The sequence below is a fragment of the Enterobacter sp. BNK-22 genome (assembly GCF_048684805.1).
Classification (GTDB): domain Bacteria; phylum Pseudomonadota; class Gammaproteobacteria; order Enterobacterales; family Enterobacteriaceae; genus Enterobacter; species Enterobacter quasiroggenkampii.
Genome location: NZ_JBLQTT010000001.1, coordinates 4,112,887 through 4,128,515, shown reverse-complemented (window position 1 = coordinate 4,128,515; position 15,629 = coordinate 4,112,887). Strand labels below are relative to the sequence as shown.

At 55.1% G+C, this 15,629-nt stretch carries 13 protein-coding genes; 2 read left to right on the top strand and 11 right to left on the bottom strand.

Annotated elements, in window-relative coordinates; genetic code table 11:
- Window positions 1-2: 2 nt before the first annotated feature.
- Together ACMGGE_RS19525 and ACMGGE_RS19520 are read left to right on the top strand one after the other, a co-directional pair.
- Window positions 3-881, top strand: a complete 879-nt coding sequence (locus ACMGGE_RS19525; protein ID WP_420294060.1) for a U32 family peptidase — start codon at window positions 3-5, stop codon at window positions 879-881.
- 78 nt (window positions 882-959) lie between these two features.
- Window positions 960-1,967: a luciferase-like monooxygenase gene (locus tag ACMGGE_RS19520; protein WP_420294059.1), complete on the top strand. Its 1,008-nt coding sequence runs from the start codon at window positions 960-962 to the stop codon at window positions 1,965-1,967.
- An 84-nt stretch (window positions 1,968-2,051) separates the two neighbouring features.
- Here ACMGGE_RS19520 and mtr read toward each other — a convergent pair whose 3' ends face one another.
- From mtr to rimP, 11 genes are all read right to left on the bottom strand, one after another.
- Window positions 2,052-3,296 (bottom strand): tryptophan permease, encoded by a 1,245-nt coding sequence (gene mtr / locus ACMGGE_RS19515; protein WP_008501478.1) that lies wholly within the window; start codon window positions 3,294-3,296, stop codon window positions 2,052-2,054.
- Window positions 3,297-3,438: 142 nt separating this feature from the next.
- Window positions 3,439-5,334: a DEAD/DEAH family ATP-dependent RNA helicase gene (locus tag ACMGGE_RS19510; protein ID WP_048028855.1), complete on the bottom strand. Its 1,896-nt coding sequence runs from the start codon at window positions 5,332-5,334 to the stop codon at window positions 3,439-3,441.
- On the bottom strand, window positions 5,327-5,407 hold the full coding sequence (gene yrbN, locus ACMGGE_RS19505) for a protein YrbN (protein ID WP_100122156.1): 81 nt from the start codon (window positions 5,405-5,407) through the stop codon (window positions 5,327-5,329). Before yrbN ends, ACMGGE_RS19510 begins: the two co-directional genes overlap by 8 nt.
- Window positions 5,408-5,514: 107 nt before the next feature.
- Window positions 5,515-6,399: a lipoprotein NlpI gene (gene nlpI, locus ACMGGE_RS19500; RefSeq protein ID WP_008501476.1), complete on the bottom strand. Its 885-nt coding sequence runs from the start codon at window positions 6,397-6,399 to the stop codon at window positions 5,515-5,517.
- Between the two features lie 108 nt (window positions 6,400-6,507).
- The gene (gene pnp / locus ACMGGE_RS19495) at window positions 6,508-8,646 is read right to left on the bottom strand and encodes a polyribonucleotide nucleotidyltransferase (RefSeq protein WP_045910096.1); all 2,139 of its coding nucleotides are present in this window, start codon (window positions 8,644-8,646) and stop codon (window positions 6,508-6,510) included.
- Between the two features lie 242 nt (window positions 8,647-8,888).
- Entirely contained in the window at window positions 8,889-9,158 is a 270-nt protein-coding gene (gene rpsO / locus ACMGGE_RS19490; RefSeq protein ID WP_003861789.1) for a 30S ribosomal protein S15, read from the bottom strand.
- 154 nt (window positions 9,159-9,312) lie between these two features.
- Window positions 9,313-10,263, bottom strand: a complete 951-nt coding sequence (gene truB, locus ACMGGE_RS19485) for a tRNA pseudouridine(55) synthase TruB (RefSeq protein ID WP_069719909.1) — start codon at window positions 10,261-10,263, stop codon at window positions 9,313-9,315.
- Window positions 10,263-10,667: a 30S ribosome-binding factor RbfA gene (rbfA, locus tag ACMGGE_RS19480; RefSeq protein WP_003024988.1), complete on the bottom strand. Its 405-nt coding sequence runs from the start codon at window positions 10,665-10,667 to the stop codon at window positions 10,263-10,265. Before rbfA ends, truB begins: the two co-directional genes overlap by 1 nt.
- A gap of 89 nt (window positions 10,668-10,756) precedes the next feature.
- Entirely contained in the window at window positions 10,757-13,444 is a 2,688-nt protein-coding gene (gene infB, locus ACMGGE_RS19475) for a translation initiation factor IF-2 (protein WP_045910098.1), read from the bottom strand.
- A gap of 24 nt (window positions 13,445-13,468) precedes the next feature.
- Complete coding sequence (nusA, locus tag ACMGGE_RS19470) at window positions 13,469-14,971, bottom strand: transcription termination factor NusA (protein ID WP_003861798.1); 1,503 nt, start codon at window positions 14,969-14,971, stop codon at window positions 13,469-13,471.
- Between the two features lie 28 nt (window positions 14,972-14,999).
- Window positions 15,000-15,452, bottom strand: coding sequence for a ribosome maturation factor RimP (gene rimP / locus ACMGGE_RS19465; RefSeq protein WP_014833432.1), 453 nt, complete (start codon window positions 15,450-15,452; stop codon window positions 15,000-15,002).
- Window positions 15,453-15,629 lie beyond the last annotated feature (177 nt).

Sequence of the window (15,629 nt, the reverse complement as noted above, 5' to 3'; positions counted from 1 at the left end):
TTATGAAATATTCATTAGGGCCGGTGCTCTACTACTGGCCAAAAGAGACGCTGGAAGATTTTTACCAACAGGCCGCCACCAGCAGCGCCGATGTGATTTACCTCGGCGAGGCGGTGTGCAGCAAGCGCCGCGCCACCAAAGTGGGCGACTGGCTGGAGATGGCGAAAAGCCTGGCCGGCAGCGGCAAGCAGGTCGTGCTCTCCACCCTCGCGCTGGTGCAGGCCTCTTCTGAACTGGGCGAGCTGAAACGCTACGTAGAGAACGGCGAGTTCCTGCTGGAAGCGAGCGATCTCGGCGTGGTGAACATGTGCGCCGAACGCAGTCTGCCGTTTGTCGCGGGCCATGCCCTGAACTGCTACAACGCCGTGACCCTGCGCCTGCTGCTCAAACAGGGCATGACGCGCTGGTGCATGCCGGTGGAACTCTCCCGCGACTGGCTGGCAAACCTGCTCACGCAGTGCGAAGATCTGGGCATTCGCAACAAGTTTGAAGTGGAAGTGCTGAGCTACGGGCATCTGCCGCTGGCCTATTCCGCCCGCTGCTTTACCGCGCGCTCGGAAGACCGTCCGAAAGACGAGTGCGAAACCTGCTGCATTAAGTACCCAAACGGGCGCAGCATGCTGTCGCAGGAGAACCAGCAGGTGTTTGTTCTCAACGGTATTCAGACCATGAGCGGCTATGTCTATAACCTCGGCAACGAGCTGGCGTCGATGGACGGGCTGGTAGATATGGTGCGCCTGTCGCCGCTCGATACCGGCGTGTTCGCGATGCTGGACGCCTTCCGCGCTAACGAAAACGGTGCCGCTCCGCTGCCGCTGACGGCGAACAGCGACTGTAACGGCTACTGGAAGCGTCTGGCCGGGCTGGAACTTCAGGCCTAAAAAAGGCTCACTTTGTTAACAACGGTTATCATTTTTTAATGCAGTATTAAAGATTCACCGTCGACAAAGTGAGCTGTTATGACTGACAAAACCTTTCCGTTTTCGGTGCTGGATCTGGCGCCGATCCCACAAGGCTCCTCGGCGAGAGAAGCCTTTTCGCACTCTCTGGATCTGGCTCAGCTGGCCGAAAAGCGTGGCTATCACCGCTACTGGCTGGCCGAACACCACAACATGGTGGGCATTGCCAGCGCCGCCACCTCGGTACTGATTGGTTATCTGGCGGCAAATACCACCACGCTGCACCTGGGCTCCGGCGGCGTGATGCTGCCGAACCACGCCCCGCTGGTGATCGCCGAGCAGTTCGGCACGCTGAATACCCTCTATCCGGGCCGTATCGATTTGGGGCTTGGCCGTGCGCCGGGCAGCGACCAGCCGACCATGCGCGCCCTGCGTCGCCATATGAGCGGCGATATCGACAACTTCCCGCGCGACGTGGCCGAACTGGTGGACTGGTTCGACGCGCGTGACCCGAACCCGCACGTGCGCCCGGTACCGGGTTACGGCGAGAAGATCCCGGTATGGCTGTTGGGCTCAAGCCTCTACAGCGCGCAGCTCGCCGCACAGCTGGGGCTGCCGTTTGCGTTTGCCTCCCATTTCGCGCCGGATATGTTGCATCAGGCGCTGCATCTTTACCGTACGCACTTCAAACCGTCCGAGCGTCTGGAGAAACCGTACGCGATGGTGTGTATCAACATCATTGCTGCCGACAGCAATCGCGACGCGGAATTCCTGTTCACCTCCATGCAGCAGGCGTTTGTGAAGCTGCGTCGCGGGGAGACGGGCCAGCTTCCGCCACCGGTGGAGAATATGCATCAGCTGTGGTCAGCTTCAGAGCAGTATGGCGTTCAACAGGCGCTGAGCATGTCGCTAGTTGGCGATAAAGCGAAAGTGCGTCACGGGCTGGAGGCGGTGCTGCGTGAAACGCAGGCGGATGAAATTATGGTTAACGGCCAGATTTTCGATCACCAGGCGCGTTTGCACTCGTTTGATTTGGCCATGCAGGTGAAGGAGGAGTTGGTGGGGTAGTTTTTTGCCGGATGGCGGCTACGCCTTATCCGGCCTACGCGATCCCTGTAGGCCCGGTAAGCGTAGCGCCACCGGGCTTTGCATTTACTGATAGACAGGCAACAGATTAAAACTCGACAGCACGTGTACCAGGGCATTGCCCGCGCCGAACACCAGGATCAGCGCAATCATCGGCTTACCGCCCCAGACGCGGAATTTCGGGCTACCGAAGCGTTTACGTGATTTACGCGCCAGCAGCGCCGGCACAATCGCCGCCCAGATGGTTGCCGCCAGTCCGGCGTAGCCGATGGCGTACAGGAAGCCATTCGGCCACAGCAGGCCGCCCACAATCGGCGGCAGGAAGGTCAGCAGTGCGGTTTTGAAGCGCCCCATCGCAGAATCATCAAAGCCGAACAGATCCGCCAGGTAGTCAAACAGGCCCAGCGTCACGCCGAGGAAAGAGCTCGCCACCGCAAAGTTAGAGAAGATAACCAGCAGCAGATCCAGGCTGCGGCTGTTCAGCACGCCGCTCAGCGCCTGCACCAGCACGTCAATGTTACCGCCCTTCTGCGCAATACCGATAAATTCCGGGCGCGGGATGTTGCCCATCGTTCCGAGCAGCCAGATGACATACAGCGCCAGCGCCAGCAGCGTGCCGTAGACCAGACACTTCACAATGGTGCGCGGATCTTTGCCGTAGTACTTCATCAGGCTCGGCACGTTACCGTGGTAGCCGAACGACGCCAGACAGAACGGCAGCGTCATCAGCAGGTACGGCGTATAGGAGGTATTCACTTCGGCAACGTTAAACAGCGTGGCGGGCGTCACGTGCCCCAGCAGGCTGCCGAAGGTCAGGAAGAAGGTGATGACCTTCGCGCCCAGTACGATTGCCGTCATCCGGCTTACCGCTTTGGTACTCATCCAGACGATAAACGCCACGCCCAGCGCAAAGCACAGCCCGGCCAGACGCGCCGGAACGTTCAGCGACATCTCAGAGAAGGTGTGATGCAGAATCGAACCGCTCGCCGAAATATATGCGTAGGTCAGGATATAGAGCACAAACGCGATGGACAGACCGTTCACCAGGTTCCAGCCTTTGCCCAGCAGGTCTTTGGTAATGGTGTCAAAGCTCGCGCCAATGCGGTAGTTCAGGTTGGCTTCGAGGATCATCAGCCCGGAATGAAGCATACAGAACCAGGTAAAGACCAGCGCGGCCAGCGACCAGAAGAACCACGCACCGGACATGACCACGGGCAGGGAGAACATCCCGGCACCTATAATGGTTCCGCCGATGATCACAACGCCGCCAAGCAGCGAAGGTGACGTTTGGGTGGTGGTTAGTGTCGCCATACAGCCTTTTCTCCAGTCAATCATGCGGTTCTGCATTTTAATGTGACGCACTGTACCAGTACAAGAGTACAAAGGGAATAAAAAAAGCCCCGATAGCATGTATCGGGGCTGTATATTTTACTTTACGTCAGAAGCGTAAGGCTTACGCGTCACCAAAACGACGACGGCTGGTGCCTTCTTCACGACGTGGACCACGGCTTTCGCGGCGCTCGCCGGAGAAACGACGACCTTCACCACCGCGACCTTCGCTGCGACCGCCTTCACGACGCTCGCCGCCGAAACCGCGACCACCGCCACGACGTTCGCCGCCACGGTCAGGACGTGGCTGTGCATCGCCCAGCAGCTGCATGTTCATCGGCTTGTTCAGGATGCGGGTACGCGTAAAGTGCTGCAGTACTTCACCCGGCATGCCTTTTGGCAGCTCGATGGTAGAGTGGGATGCGAACAGCTTGATGTTACCGATGTAACGGCTGCTGATGTCACCTTCGTTAGCGATCGCGCCAACGATGTGACGAACTTCAACGCCATCATCACGGCCCACTTCAATGCGGTACAGTTCCATGTCACCTGCGTCGCGACGTTCACGACGTGGACGGTCTTCACCACCACGCTCTGGACGGTCACCACGTGGGCCACGATCGTTACGGTCGCCACGACGTTCGAAGCGATCGTCACGGTCACGGAATTCACGTTTAGGACGCATCGGCGCATCTGGTGGCACGATCAGGCTACGTTCGCCCTGAGCCATTTTCAGCAGTGCTGCAGCCAGGGTTTCCATATCCAGCTCTTCGCCTTCAGCAACAGGCTGAATCTGCGACAGCAGCGCGCGGTACTGATCCAGATCGCTGCTTTCCAGCTGCTGCTGTACTTTGGCGGCGAATTTTTCCAGACGGCGTTTGCCCAGCAGCTCTGCGTTTGGCAGGTCCGCTTCTGGAATGGTCAGCTTCATGGTACGTTCGATGTTGCGCAGCAGACGACGCTCGCGGTTCTCAACGAACAGCAGCGCACGGCCAGCACGACCCGCACGACCGGTACGGCCGATACGGTGAACGTAAGACTCGGAATCCATCGGGATGTCGTAGTTAACAACCAGGCTAATACGCTCAACGTCCAGACCACGTGCTGCCACGTCGGTTGCAATCAGGATATCCAGACGACCGTCTTTCAGACGCTCCAGAGTCTGCTCACGCAGGGCCTGGTTCATGTCACCGTTCAGCGCTGCGCTGTTGTAGCCGCTACGCTCCAGGGCTTCAGCCACTTCCAGGGTCGCGTTTTTGGTACGAACGAAGATAATCGCCGCATCAAAATCTTCCGCTTCCAGGAAACGTACCAGCGCTTCGTTTTTACGCATGCCGTACACAGACCAGTAGCTCTGGCTGATGTCCGGGCGAGTGGTTACGCTGGACTGAATACGCACTTCCTGCGGCTCTTTCATGAAGCGGCGGGTAATGCGACGGATAGCTTCCGGCATGGTTGCAGAGAACAGCGCGGTCTGATGACCGTCCGGGATCTGCGCCATAATGGTTTCAACGTCTTCGATGAAGCCCATACGCAGCATTTCATCTGCTTCATCCAGTACCAGACCGCTCAGTTTAGAGAGGTCCAGGGTACCGCGCTTCAGGTGATCCAGCAGACGGCCCGGCGTACCGACAACAATCTGTGGGCCCTGGCGCAGGGCGCGTAACTGCACGTCATAACGCTGGCCGCCGTACAGGGCAACCACGTTTACGCCGCGCATATGTTTAGAGAATTCCGTCATGGCTTCTGCAACCTGAACAGCCAGTTCACGGGTTGGAGCCAGAACGAGGATCTGCGGTGCACGCAGGTCCGGATCAATGTTGTTCAGCAGCGGCAGCGAGAACGCTGCAGTTTTACCGCTACCAGTCTGGGCCATGCCCAGCACGTCACGACCAGAAAGCAGGTGTGGGATACACTCAGCCTGGATCGGAGATGGTTTTTCGTAACCCAGATCGTTAAGGGCTTCAAGGATAGGAGCCTTCAGGCCCAGATCTGCAAAAGTGGTTTCGAATTCAGCCATGTAGTACGAGTGCCTCAATGTCAATGGCGGCCAGTCTACTTAGCTCATCGTGAAAATGATTAGCAATTTTCATTGAAAAGTGTGAACCGGCTCAAAGTAGGTGTATTGACGAACAACAACGCCCTCACCAGTTAAGGTGATGGCAATCAAAAGATTACGGGCTGATGTTTATGTCGTCAGCTATTGCTGGTCCGATTCTGCCAGGTCGTCTTGCTCCTGGCCCAAGAGCGATAATTCCAACAATGCATAACGGTGCTCAACGAAGTTGTGTACGTTGTTAGCAACCGCTAATTTGAACAGTGCCGTAGCGCTGTCCTTATCCCCCAGACTTAGGTAGTACTTACCTAAATAGAAGTTGGTTTCACTGAGATGCTCAGCGAGCGAGGTGTTATCCGTTGCGTCCGCCTTGAGGCGTTCCATCAGCGTTGCTTCGCTAATGTTGCCCAGGTAGAACTCGACAATGTTCCATCCCCACTGTTCCTTGTCCGATTTATCGAAGCGCTGTTTCAGTGCCTCTTTTGCCTGCTTCTCATCAAGCTTCCGCTCAACGATGTAAAGCCACAGGCTACGGAAAGGATCATTAGGATCGTCTTGATAAAACGCCAGCAGATCATCTTGCGCTAACTTGTCACGACCGCCGTAATACAATGCGATACCGCGATTCAAGTGCGCGTAGTTGTAAGTTGGATCAAGCTCAAGTACAGAATCAAACGCTTCATAGGCAGCATCAAAATTGCCTGCCTGCGTTAAATAAATGCCTAAGTAATTGAATACTTCAGGCATATCAGGTCGGATAGCCAGCGCTTGTGAAAAATCATTTCGCGCCAATGCCCTCAGACCGAGACTATCATACAACACTCCGCGCTCATATAAAAGCTGTGCGCGTTCGTCATCGGTTAAAGCCCGACTGGCAAGTATTTGTTCCATGCGTGCCAGGATCACTTCCTGCTGCAAAGTCGGTTGCAATGGCACTGCGAGGACTTCGCTCTTACGCCAGGCAGAGTTGCTGCATCCTGCCAGCGTTAAAGCTGTCGCAACGAAACACCAGCGCAAAAAAGGCTTCATTTCCCACTCCCGAAGACAACTATTGGATGAACGTCCTGTCCCCCGGCGGCTTAACAAGGCGTCCTGCCTGATAATAGGCCCTCCGCAAAGCGGAGGGCAAATGGCAACTTACTCGCCTTGCTGTTCTGCGGCCTGTGCTTCTGGCGCAGCAGCTGGCTGAGACTGCTCGGTTGCTTCTTTAATGCTCAGACGGATACGGCCCTGGCGATCAACTTCCAGAACTTTAACCGGTACTTCCTGACCCATCTGCAGGTAATCGGTCACTTTCTCAACGCGCTTGTCAGCGATCTGAGAGATGTGAACCAGACCTTCTTTACCGCCACCGATGGCAACGAACGCGCCAAAGTCAACGATACGGGTCACTTTACCTGCATAGACGCGGCCCACTTCGATTTCTGCAGTGATTTCTTCGATGCGACGGATCGCGAATTTCGCTTTCTCGCCGTCGGTTGCTGCGATCTTCACAGTACCGTCATCTTCGATTTCGATGGTGGTGCCAGTCTCTTCGGTCAGCGCACGGATTACGGAACCGCCCTTACCGATAACATCTTTGATCTTATCTGGATTGATCTTGATGGTGTGAATACGCGGTGCGAATTCAGAGATATCACCGCGTGGCGCGTTGATAGCCTGTTCCATCACGCCCAGGATGTGCAGACGCGCACCTTTAGCCTGGTTCAGAGCAACCTGCATGATCTCTTTGGTGATACCTTCAATTTTGATATCCATCTGCAGCGCAGAGATACCGTCGCGGGAACCCGCCACTTTGAAGTCCATATCGCCCAGGTGGTCTTCGTCGCCCAGAATGTCAGACAGAACAACATAGTTGTCGCCTTCTTTCACCAGGCCCATTGCGATACCCGCAACGGCGGCTTTGATTGGCACGCCTGCATCCATCAGCGCCAGAGAGGCACCACACACGGAAGCCATAGAAGAAGAACCGTTGGATTCGGTGATTTCAGACACCACACGTACGGTGTACGGGAATTTGTCTGCTTCTGGCATGACTGCCAGCACGCCGCGCTTCGCCAGACGACCGTGACCAATTTCACGACGCTTCGGCGAGCCAACCATACCGGTTTCGCCTACGGAGTACGGAGGGAAGTTGTAGTGGAACAGGAAGCTGTCAGTACGCTCGCCCATCAGTTCGTCGATGATCTGTGCGTCACGTGCCGTACCCAGGGTCGCGGTAACCAGCGCCTGCGTTTCGCCACGGGTGAACAGCGCGGAACCGTGAGTACGTGGCAGCACGCCAGTACGCACATCCAGACCACGGATCATGTCTTTTTCACGGCCATCGATACGCGGCTCGCCTGCCAGAACGCGGCTACGAACAACGTTTTTCTCGATAGCATGCAGAATTTCGCTCAGCTCGTTAGCATCCAGCGTTTCGTCTTCAGCAACCAGCGTTGCGATAGTTTCAGACTTGATCACGTCAACCTGAGCGTAACGCTCCTGTTTGTCAGTGATGCGGTACGCATCGCTCAGACGAGATTCTGCCAGAGCTGCAACGCGTGCATTCAGCGCGTCGTTTGCTGCTTCTGGCTGCCAGTCCCAACGTGGCTTACCGGCTTCTTTCACCAGATCGTTGATGTTCTGGATAACAACCTGCTGCTGGTCATGGCCGAAGACCACAGCGCCCAGCATCTGGTCTTCGCTCAGCAGTTCTGCTTCGGATTCAACCATCAGCACAGCGGCTTCGGTACCCGCAACCACCAGGTCCAGCTTACTTTCTTTCAGCTCTTCCTGAGTTGGGTTCAGCACGTACTGGTCATTGATGTAACCGACGCGCGCGGCACCGATTGGGCCATTGAATGGAATACCAGACAGTGACAGGGCAGCGGACGCACCGATCATCGCCACGATGTCCGGGTTAACCTGTGGGTTAACGGAAACAACGGTCGCGATAACCTGTACTTCGTTAACGAAGCCTTCCGGGAACAGCGGACGAACCGGGCGGTCAATCAGACGCGCGATCAGGGTTTCGCCTTCGCTTGGACGGCCTTCACGACGGAAGAAGCCACCCGGGATTTTACCGGCAGCGTAGGTACGCTCCTGGTAGTTAACGGTCAGCGGGAAGAAGTCCTGACCTGGTTTAGCTTTTTTCTGGCCCACAACGGTAACGAATACCGCGGTGTCATCCATGCTTACCATAACGGCAGCAGTAGCCTGACGTGCCATCATGCCGGTTTCCAGCGTGACGGTATGTTGACCATACTGGAATTTACGAACGATCGGATTCAGCAAAGTTCTGTCCTTTCTTAAATGTTTGACAGCACACCACCGGTGTGCTGTCGATTTGACCCGACCTTCTTCGCATCCTCGCGACTAATGACAACCAACACCCCCCTGGGTGAAGCCTCTCATTAGCCGCGCGAACCTCTGCAATGAAGATCATTTATAGCAACAATACAATAGTTTCCAGTGAATTGCTGCCGTCTGCTTGAAAAAAGGGGCCATCAGGCCCCCTTTTCTGAAACTCGCAAGAATTAGCGACGCAGACCCAGACGCTCGATCAGCGCGGTGTAGCGTGCAACATCTTTACGTTTCAGGTAGTCGAGCAGTTTACGACGCTGAGAAACCATACGCAGCAGACCACGACGGCTGTGGTGATCTTTTTTGTGCTCTGCAAAGTGACCCTGCAGGTGGTTAATCTGTGCAGTCAGCAGTGCAACCTGAACTTCGGTAGAACCGCTGTCGTTAGTACCACGACCAAACTCAGAAACGATTTTAGCTTTAGCTTCAACGCTTAGAGACATTTTCAAACTCCAAAGTATAAAGAATGTAAGGATGCCGATCTCTAATTCAGCAATCCCATGTACGCCCCGCAGATTGTTAAACAATTTACCAGGCGTTAAGCGGCGATATTCTACTCGTCTCCCCTGCTTATCGCAAGGTGAGCCGTTATCACCGTCACGCGTCGACCGGATATTCGACGACCAGACGACGCGGCGCAACGCGCCCTTCGCCATCCATTTCGCCCATCCCGATGAATTTCCCTTCGTCACCTTCGGTCACGCGTACCAAGCCTTCCAGCGGTGCCTCCGCCGTACGAACCGGGTTGCCGTTCTTAAAGTAAACGGACGATGTTAAAGGAAGATTAACAACCGGGAAGTCCGCAGCCGGACTGTCCATCGGCATCAGCAGCGGATCCAGCAAATCTGCCGGCGCGATCCCCTGCGCTTCAGCCTGTTCAACCAGCTCGCGCAAATGTTCCAGGGTCACCATCCGCTCCACCGGGTACTTGCTCACCGCCAGACGACGCAGGTAAATCACATGCGCGCCGCAGCCCAGTTTTTCACCGAGGTCGTCGATGATGGTGCGAATATAGGTCCCTTTCGAACAGTGCACTTCCAGCTCCAGCTCATCGCCTTCGTGGCGAATAAAGAGCAGCTCATACACGGTAATCGGACGGGCTTCACGCGGGACCTCAATGCCCTGGCGCGCATATTCGTAGAGTTTTTTCCCCTGATACTTCAGCGCCGAATACATCGACGGTACCTGCATCGTATCCCCACGGAAGCTCTCCAGCGCCGCATCAAGCTGCTCCGCGCTGAACGTCACCGGACGCTCCTCCACGACCTGACCATCCGCGTCGGAGGTATCCGTGCGCTGGCCCAGCTTAGCGATAACGCGGTAACGCTTATCGGAGTCGAGCAGGTACTGGGAAAATTTTGTCGCCTCTCCCAGACAGACCGGCAGCATGCCGGTTGCCAGCGGGTCGAGCGCGCCGGTGTGGCCCGCACGGTTGGCGTTATAAATACGCTTAACTTTCTGCAGCACGTCGTTGCTGGAAGCGCCCTGGGGTTTATCCAGCAGCAGCACACCATGCACGTCGCGACCACGACGACGAGGACGACTCATCAGTCCTCCTTGCTGTCGTCCGCCGGGTTAACACGACGCTCATCGTCATGTTTAACCACGCTGGTCACCAGGTTGGACATACGCATACCTTCGACCAGCGAGTTGTCGTAGAAGAAGGTCAGTTCAGGCACGATACGCAGGCGCATCGCCTTACCGAGCAGAGAGCGGATGAAACCAGACGCTTCCTGCAGCGCTTTGATGCCGTTTTTCACTGCGGCTTCGTCCTGATCGTTCAGGAAGGTGACGAACACTTTGGCATAGGCCAGGTCACGGGACATTTCCACACCGGAAACGGTGGTCATCATGCCGACGCGTGGGTCTTTAATTTCACGTTGCAGAATGAGTGCGATCTCTTTCTGCATTTCCTGCGCTACGCGCTGAGGGCGACCAAATTCTTTCGCCATAATAAATTCTCCAGACAAAAAAGGGGCTAAAGCCCCTTTTTGAAATTATTGCCGGGTGGCGCGAGGCGATCCCGGCTTACAATCGGTAATTAAGCGATGGTACGCTGAATTTCGATGATCTCGAACACTTCGATCATATCGCCAACGCGAACGTCGTTGTAGTTCTTCACGCCGATACCACATTCCATGCCGTTACGGACTTCGTTAACGTCATCTTTGAAGCGGCGCAGGGATTCCAGCTCGCCTTCGTAGATAACCACGTTGTCACGCAGTACGCGGATTGGGTTGTGACGCTTGATGTTACCTTCGGTAACCATACAGCCCGCGATCGCACCGAATTTCGGTGATTTGAACACGTCACGTACTTCAGCCAGACCGATGATCTGCTGTTTCAGCTCAGGAGACAGCATGCCGCTCATCGCTGCTTTCACTTCGTCGATCAGGTTATAGATGACGGAGTAGTAGCGCAGATCCAGACTTTCGGATTCAATCACTTTACGCGCAGACGCATCCGCACGAACGTTGAAGCCAACCAGGATAGCGTTGGACGCAGCAGCCAGGGTTGCGTCGGTTTCGGTGATACCACCTACGCCAGAACCGATGATCTTCACTTTCACTTCGTCGGTAGACAGTTTCAGCAAGGAGTCGGAGATCGCTTCCACAGAGCCCTGAACGTCGGCTTTCAGCACGATGTTCACTTCGTGAACTTCGCCCTCGGTCATGTTGGCAAACATGTTCTCGAGTTTAGATTTCTGCTGACGAGCCAGTTTAACTTCACGGAATTTGCCCTGTCGATACAGTGCCACTTCACGCGCTTTCTTCTCGTCACGCACAACGGTCACTTCGTCACCGGCTGCCGGAACACCGGACAGACCCAGGATTTCCACTGGAATGGACGGACCCGCTTCCAGCACTTCCTGACCCAGTTCGTTACGCATCGCACGAACGCGACCGTATTCGAAACCGCACAGAACGATATCGCCTTTATGCAGCGTACCTTCACGAACCAGAACGGTAGCAACCGGGCCACGTCCTTTATCCAGGAAGGATTCGATAACCGCACCGCTCGCCATACCGTTACGGATGGCTTTCAGCTCCAGAACTTCGGCCTGCAGCAGGATCGCGTCCAGCAGTTCGTCGATACCGGTACCCGCTTTCGCAGACACGTGTACGAACTGGCTTTCGCCACCCCACTCTTCCGGCAGGATACCGTACTGGGAAAGTTCATTTTTAACACGATCGGGATCCGCTTCTGGCTTATCGATCTTGTTCACGGCAACCACAACCGGCACACCGGCTGCTTTCGCATGCTGGATAGCTTCGATGGTCTGCGGCATGACGCCGTCGTCCGCCGCAACAACCAGAACAACGATATCCGTCGCCTGAGCACCACGAGCACGCATAGAGGTAAACGCGGCGTGGCCCGGGGTATCCAGGAAGGTGATCATACCGTTGTCAGTTTCTACGTGGTATGCACCGATGTGCTGGGTAATACCACCCGCTTCGCCAGAGGCAACCTTGGTAGAACGAATGTAGTCAAGCAGAGAGGTTTTACCGTGGTCAACGTGACCCATGATGGTCACTACCGGTGCGCGCGGTTCTGCCGCAGCACCTGTGTCACGGTCGCTCATTACTGCTTCTTCCAGCTCGTTTTCACGACGCAGGATAACTTTGTGGCCCATCTCTTCCGCAACCAGCTGTGCAGTTTCCTGATCGATCACCTGGTTGATGGTTGCCATCGCGCCCAGCTTCATCATCGCTTTGATGACCTGAGAGCCTTTAACCGCCATCTTGTTCGCCAGTTCGCCAACGGTAATGGTTTCGCCGATCACAACGTCACGGTTAACGGCCTGAGCCGGCTTCTGGAAGCCCTGCTGCAGAGCGGAACCTTTACGCTTGCCGCCTTTACCACCGCGAACCGCCGCGCGTGCTTCTTCACGGTCAGCTTTGGATTCAGCGTGCTTGTTACCTTTTTTCGCCGGACGCGCTGCTTTTGCATTACGACCACGGCCACGGCCGCCTTCTACTTCACGGTCGTTATCATCTTCAGCCTGACGTGCGTGCTGAGAAGTGGTCACGTGATAGTCGCTGGTGTCTTCAGACTGCTCAGCGGTATCAACACCGTTCTTCTCATTTTCTTCAGCCATACGACGCGCTTCTTCGGCGACGCGGCGAGCTTCTTCTTCCAGCTTACGGCGGGCTTCTTCTTCCGCTTTACGCTTCAGCTCGGCAGCTTCATTTTCACGGCGGGCTTTTTCAGCCTGGGCGGTTTTGGTCATTTCGTCTGTCTGTTGATTGCTCACTTTGTCTTTTTCCGCAGCGTCACGCTTCACTTTATCACTTGCGTCGCGTTTCGCTTTTTCTGCGGCCTCACGTTCAGCTTTTAATTCTGCTTCACGTTTGGCGGCTGCTTCCGCCTCACGCTGAGCTTGTTCTTCCGCTTCACGCTGTGCCTGCTCTTCCGCAGCAAGGCGTTCTGCCTCTTGCGGATCACGTTTTACAAAGGTGCGCGTCTTGCGGACTTCAATTTGTACCGATTTGCTTTTGCCACCGGTACCAGGGATGTTTAACGTGCTACGCGTTTTGCGCTGCAGCGTTAACTTGTCAGGCGTAGAGCCGTGTTCACGGTTCAGGTGCGTTAACAAGGTTTGTTTTTCTTGCGCGGTCACCGAGTCATCAGCGGACTTCGGGATCCCTGCATCAGCAAATTGCTGTACCAGGCGGTCCACGGAGGTCTGAATCTCAGCAGCCAGCGATTTTACAGTTACATCAGTCATGCTGTTCCTTCCTGCTACAGTTTATTACGCTTCGTCGCCGAACCAGCAAATATTACGTGCGGCCATGATGAGCTCGCCGGCTTTCTCGTCGGTTAAACCTTCGATATCAGCCAGGTCATCAACGCCTTGCTCAGCGAGATCTTCCAGCGTACAAACACCACGGGCAGCCAGCTTGAACGCAATCGCACGATCAAGACCTTCCAGATTCAGCAGGTCATCAGCCGGCTTCTTATCGCCAAGGCTTTCTTCCTGAGCCAGTGCCAGGGTGGTCAGTGCGTTTTTAGCGCGTTCACGCAGGGCTTCAACGGTTGGTTCATCCAGACCGTCAATTTCCAGCAGCTCTTTCATTGGCACATAGGCCAGTTCTTCCAGCGTAGAGAAACCTTCTTCAACCAGAACAGTGGCGAAGTCTTCGTCAATATCCAGGTATTTCGTGAAGGTATCGATCGCCGCATGGGCTTCAGCCTGATGCTTAGCCTGCAGGTCATCAACGGTCATGACGTTGAGTTCCCAGCCGCTCAGCTGTGACGCCAGGCGTACGTTCTGACCGTTACGGCCGATTGCTTGCGCCAGGTTGCCCGCTTCAACAGCGATATCCATGGTGTGTTTGTCTTCGTCAACAACGATAGACGCCACATCAGCCGGAGCCATTGCGTTGATCACGAACTGCGCCGGGTTGTCATCCCACAGAACGATATCAATACGTTCGCCGCCCAGCTCAGTAGAAACTGCCTGGACACGCGCACCGCGCATACCGACGCAAGCACCGACCGGGTCGATACGCTTGTCGTTGGTTTTCACCGCAATTTTCGCACGGGAGCCCGGATCGCGAGCCGCCGCTTTAATCTCAATAACTTCTTCACCGATTTCCGGTACTTCAATACGGAACAGTTCTACCAGCATTTCTGGTTTAGAACGGGTCACGAAGAGCTGTGCACCACGCGCTTCAGGACGAACGGCGTACAGAACACCGCGAATACGGTCGCCTGGGCGGAAGTTTTCACGCGGCAGCATATCTTCACGCAGGATCACGGCTTCAGCGTTACCCGGCAACCCTTCGGATTTGATCTCCAGGGAGATGTTGTCGCGGTTCACTTTCTTCACCACGCCGGTGATGATTTCGCCTTCCTGATCGCGGAACTGATCGACAACCAGCGCGCGCTCGGCTTCGCGCACTTTCTGCACGATAACCTGTTTAGCGGTCTGGGTGGTGATACGGTCGAAGGTCACAGATTCAATCTGATCTTCAACGTAGTCACCCACGTTCAGACTTTCGTCTTCAAAACGGGCGGCTTCCAGCGTGATCTCTTTGGTCGGCTGGGTCACTTCTTCAACGATTACCCAACGACGGAATGTATCGAAGTCACCGCTTTTACGATCGATTTCTACGCGAACATCGATCTCTTGTTCGTATTTTTTCTTGGTTGCTGTAGCCAGTGCACTTTCCAGCGCTTCAAAAATCTTCTCACGCGGCAGTGATTTCTCGTTGGAGACGGCTTCAACAACAGCCAAAATTTCTTTGTTCATCGCGGGCTTTTCACCTCAATCCAGACTGTTAAAAGTGGGGAACCAGGTTCGCCTTCTGGATATTACTCAGCGCGAACACTTCATCTTTGCCTTCGACTGTCACCGTGATCATTTCACCATCAACGGCTTTGATAATTCCCTGCCATTTACGGCGGTTCTGTACGGCCATACGCAGAACGAGAGCCACTTCTTCACCGGTAAAGCGCACATAGTGCTCGGCCGTGAACATCGGGCGATCGAGGCCAGGTGAGGAAACTTCCAGGTTGTACGCAACGGTAATTGGGTCTTCAACATCAAGAACCGCACTCACCTGGTGGCTGACATCAGCACAATCATCAACATTGATGCCATCTTCACTATCAATATAGATGCGCAGCGTCGATGTACGGCCGCGAACGAATTCGATGCCGACCAGTTCGTAGCCCAGTGCTTCGACCGGTGCAGTAATCATCTCTGTTAATTTTTGCTCTAATGTGGACAAGCCCACCCCCAAGACATAAAAAAAGGGCGTAAAGCCCAGTTATTCTGTAGTCAGATAACAAAAAACCCCGATAAATCGGGGCTTTAGATAACTGAACCCTATAGCCACAACTGTGGCCTGGAGCACTTTCCTAAAGAATTTTTTCAAATCCAGCTACGAAGGCTCTAAGTCTTCACA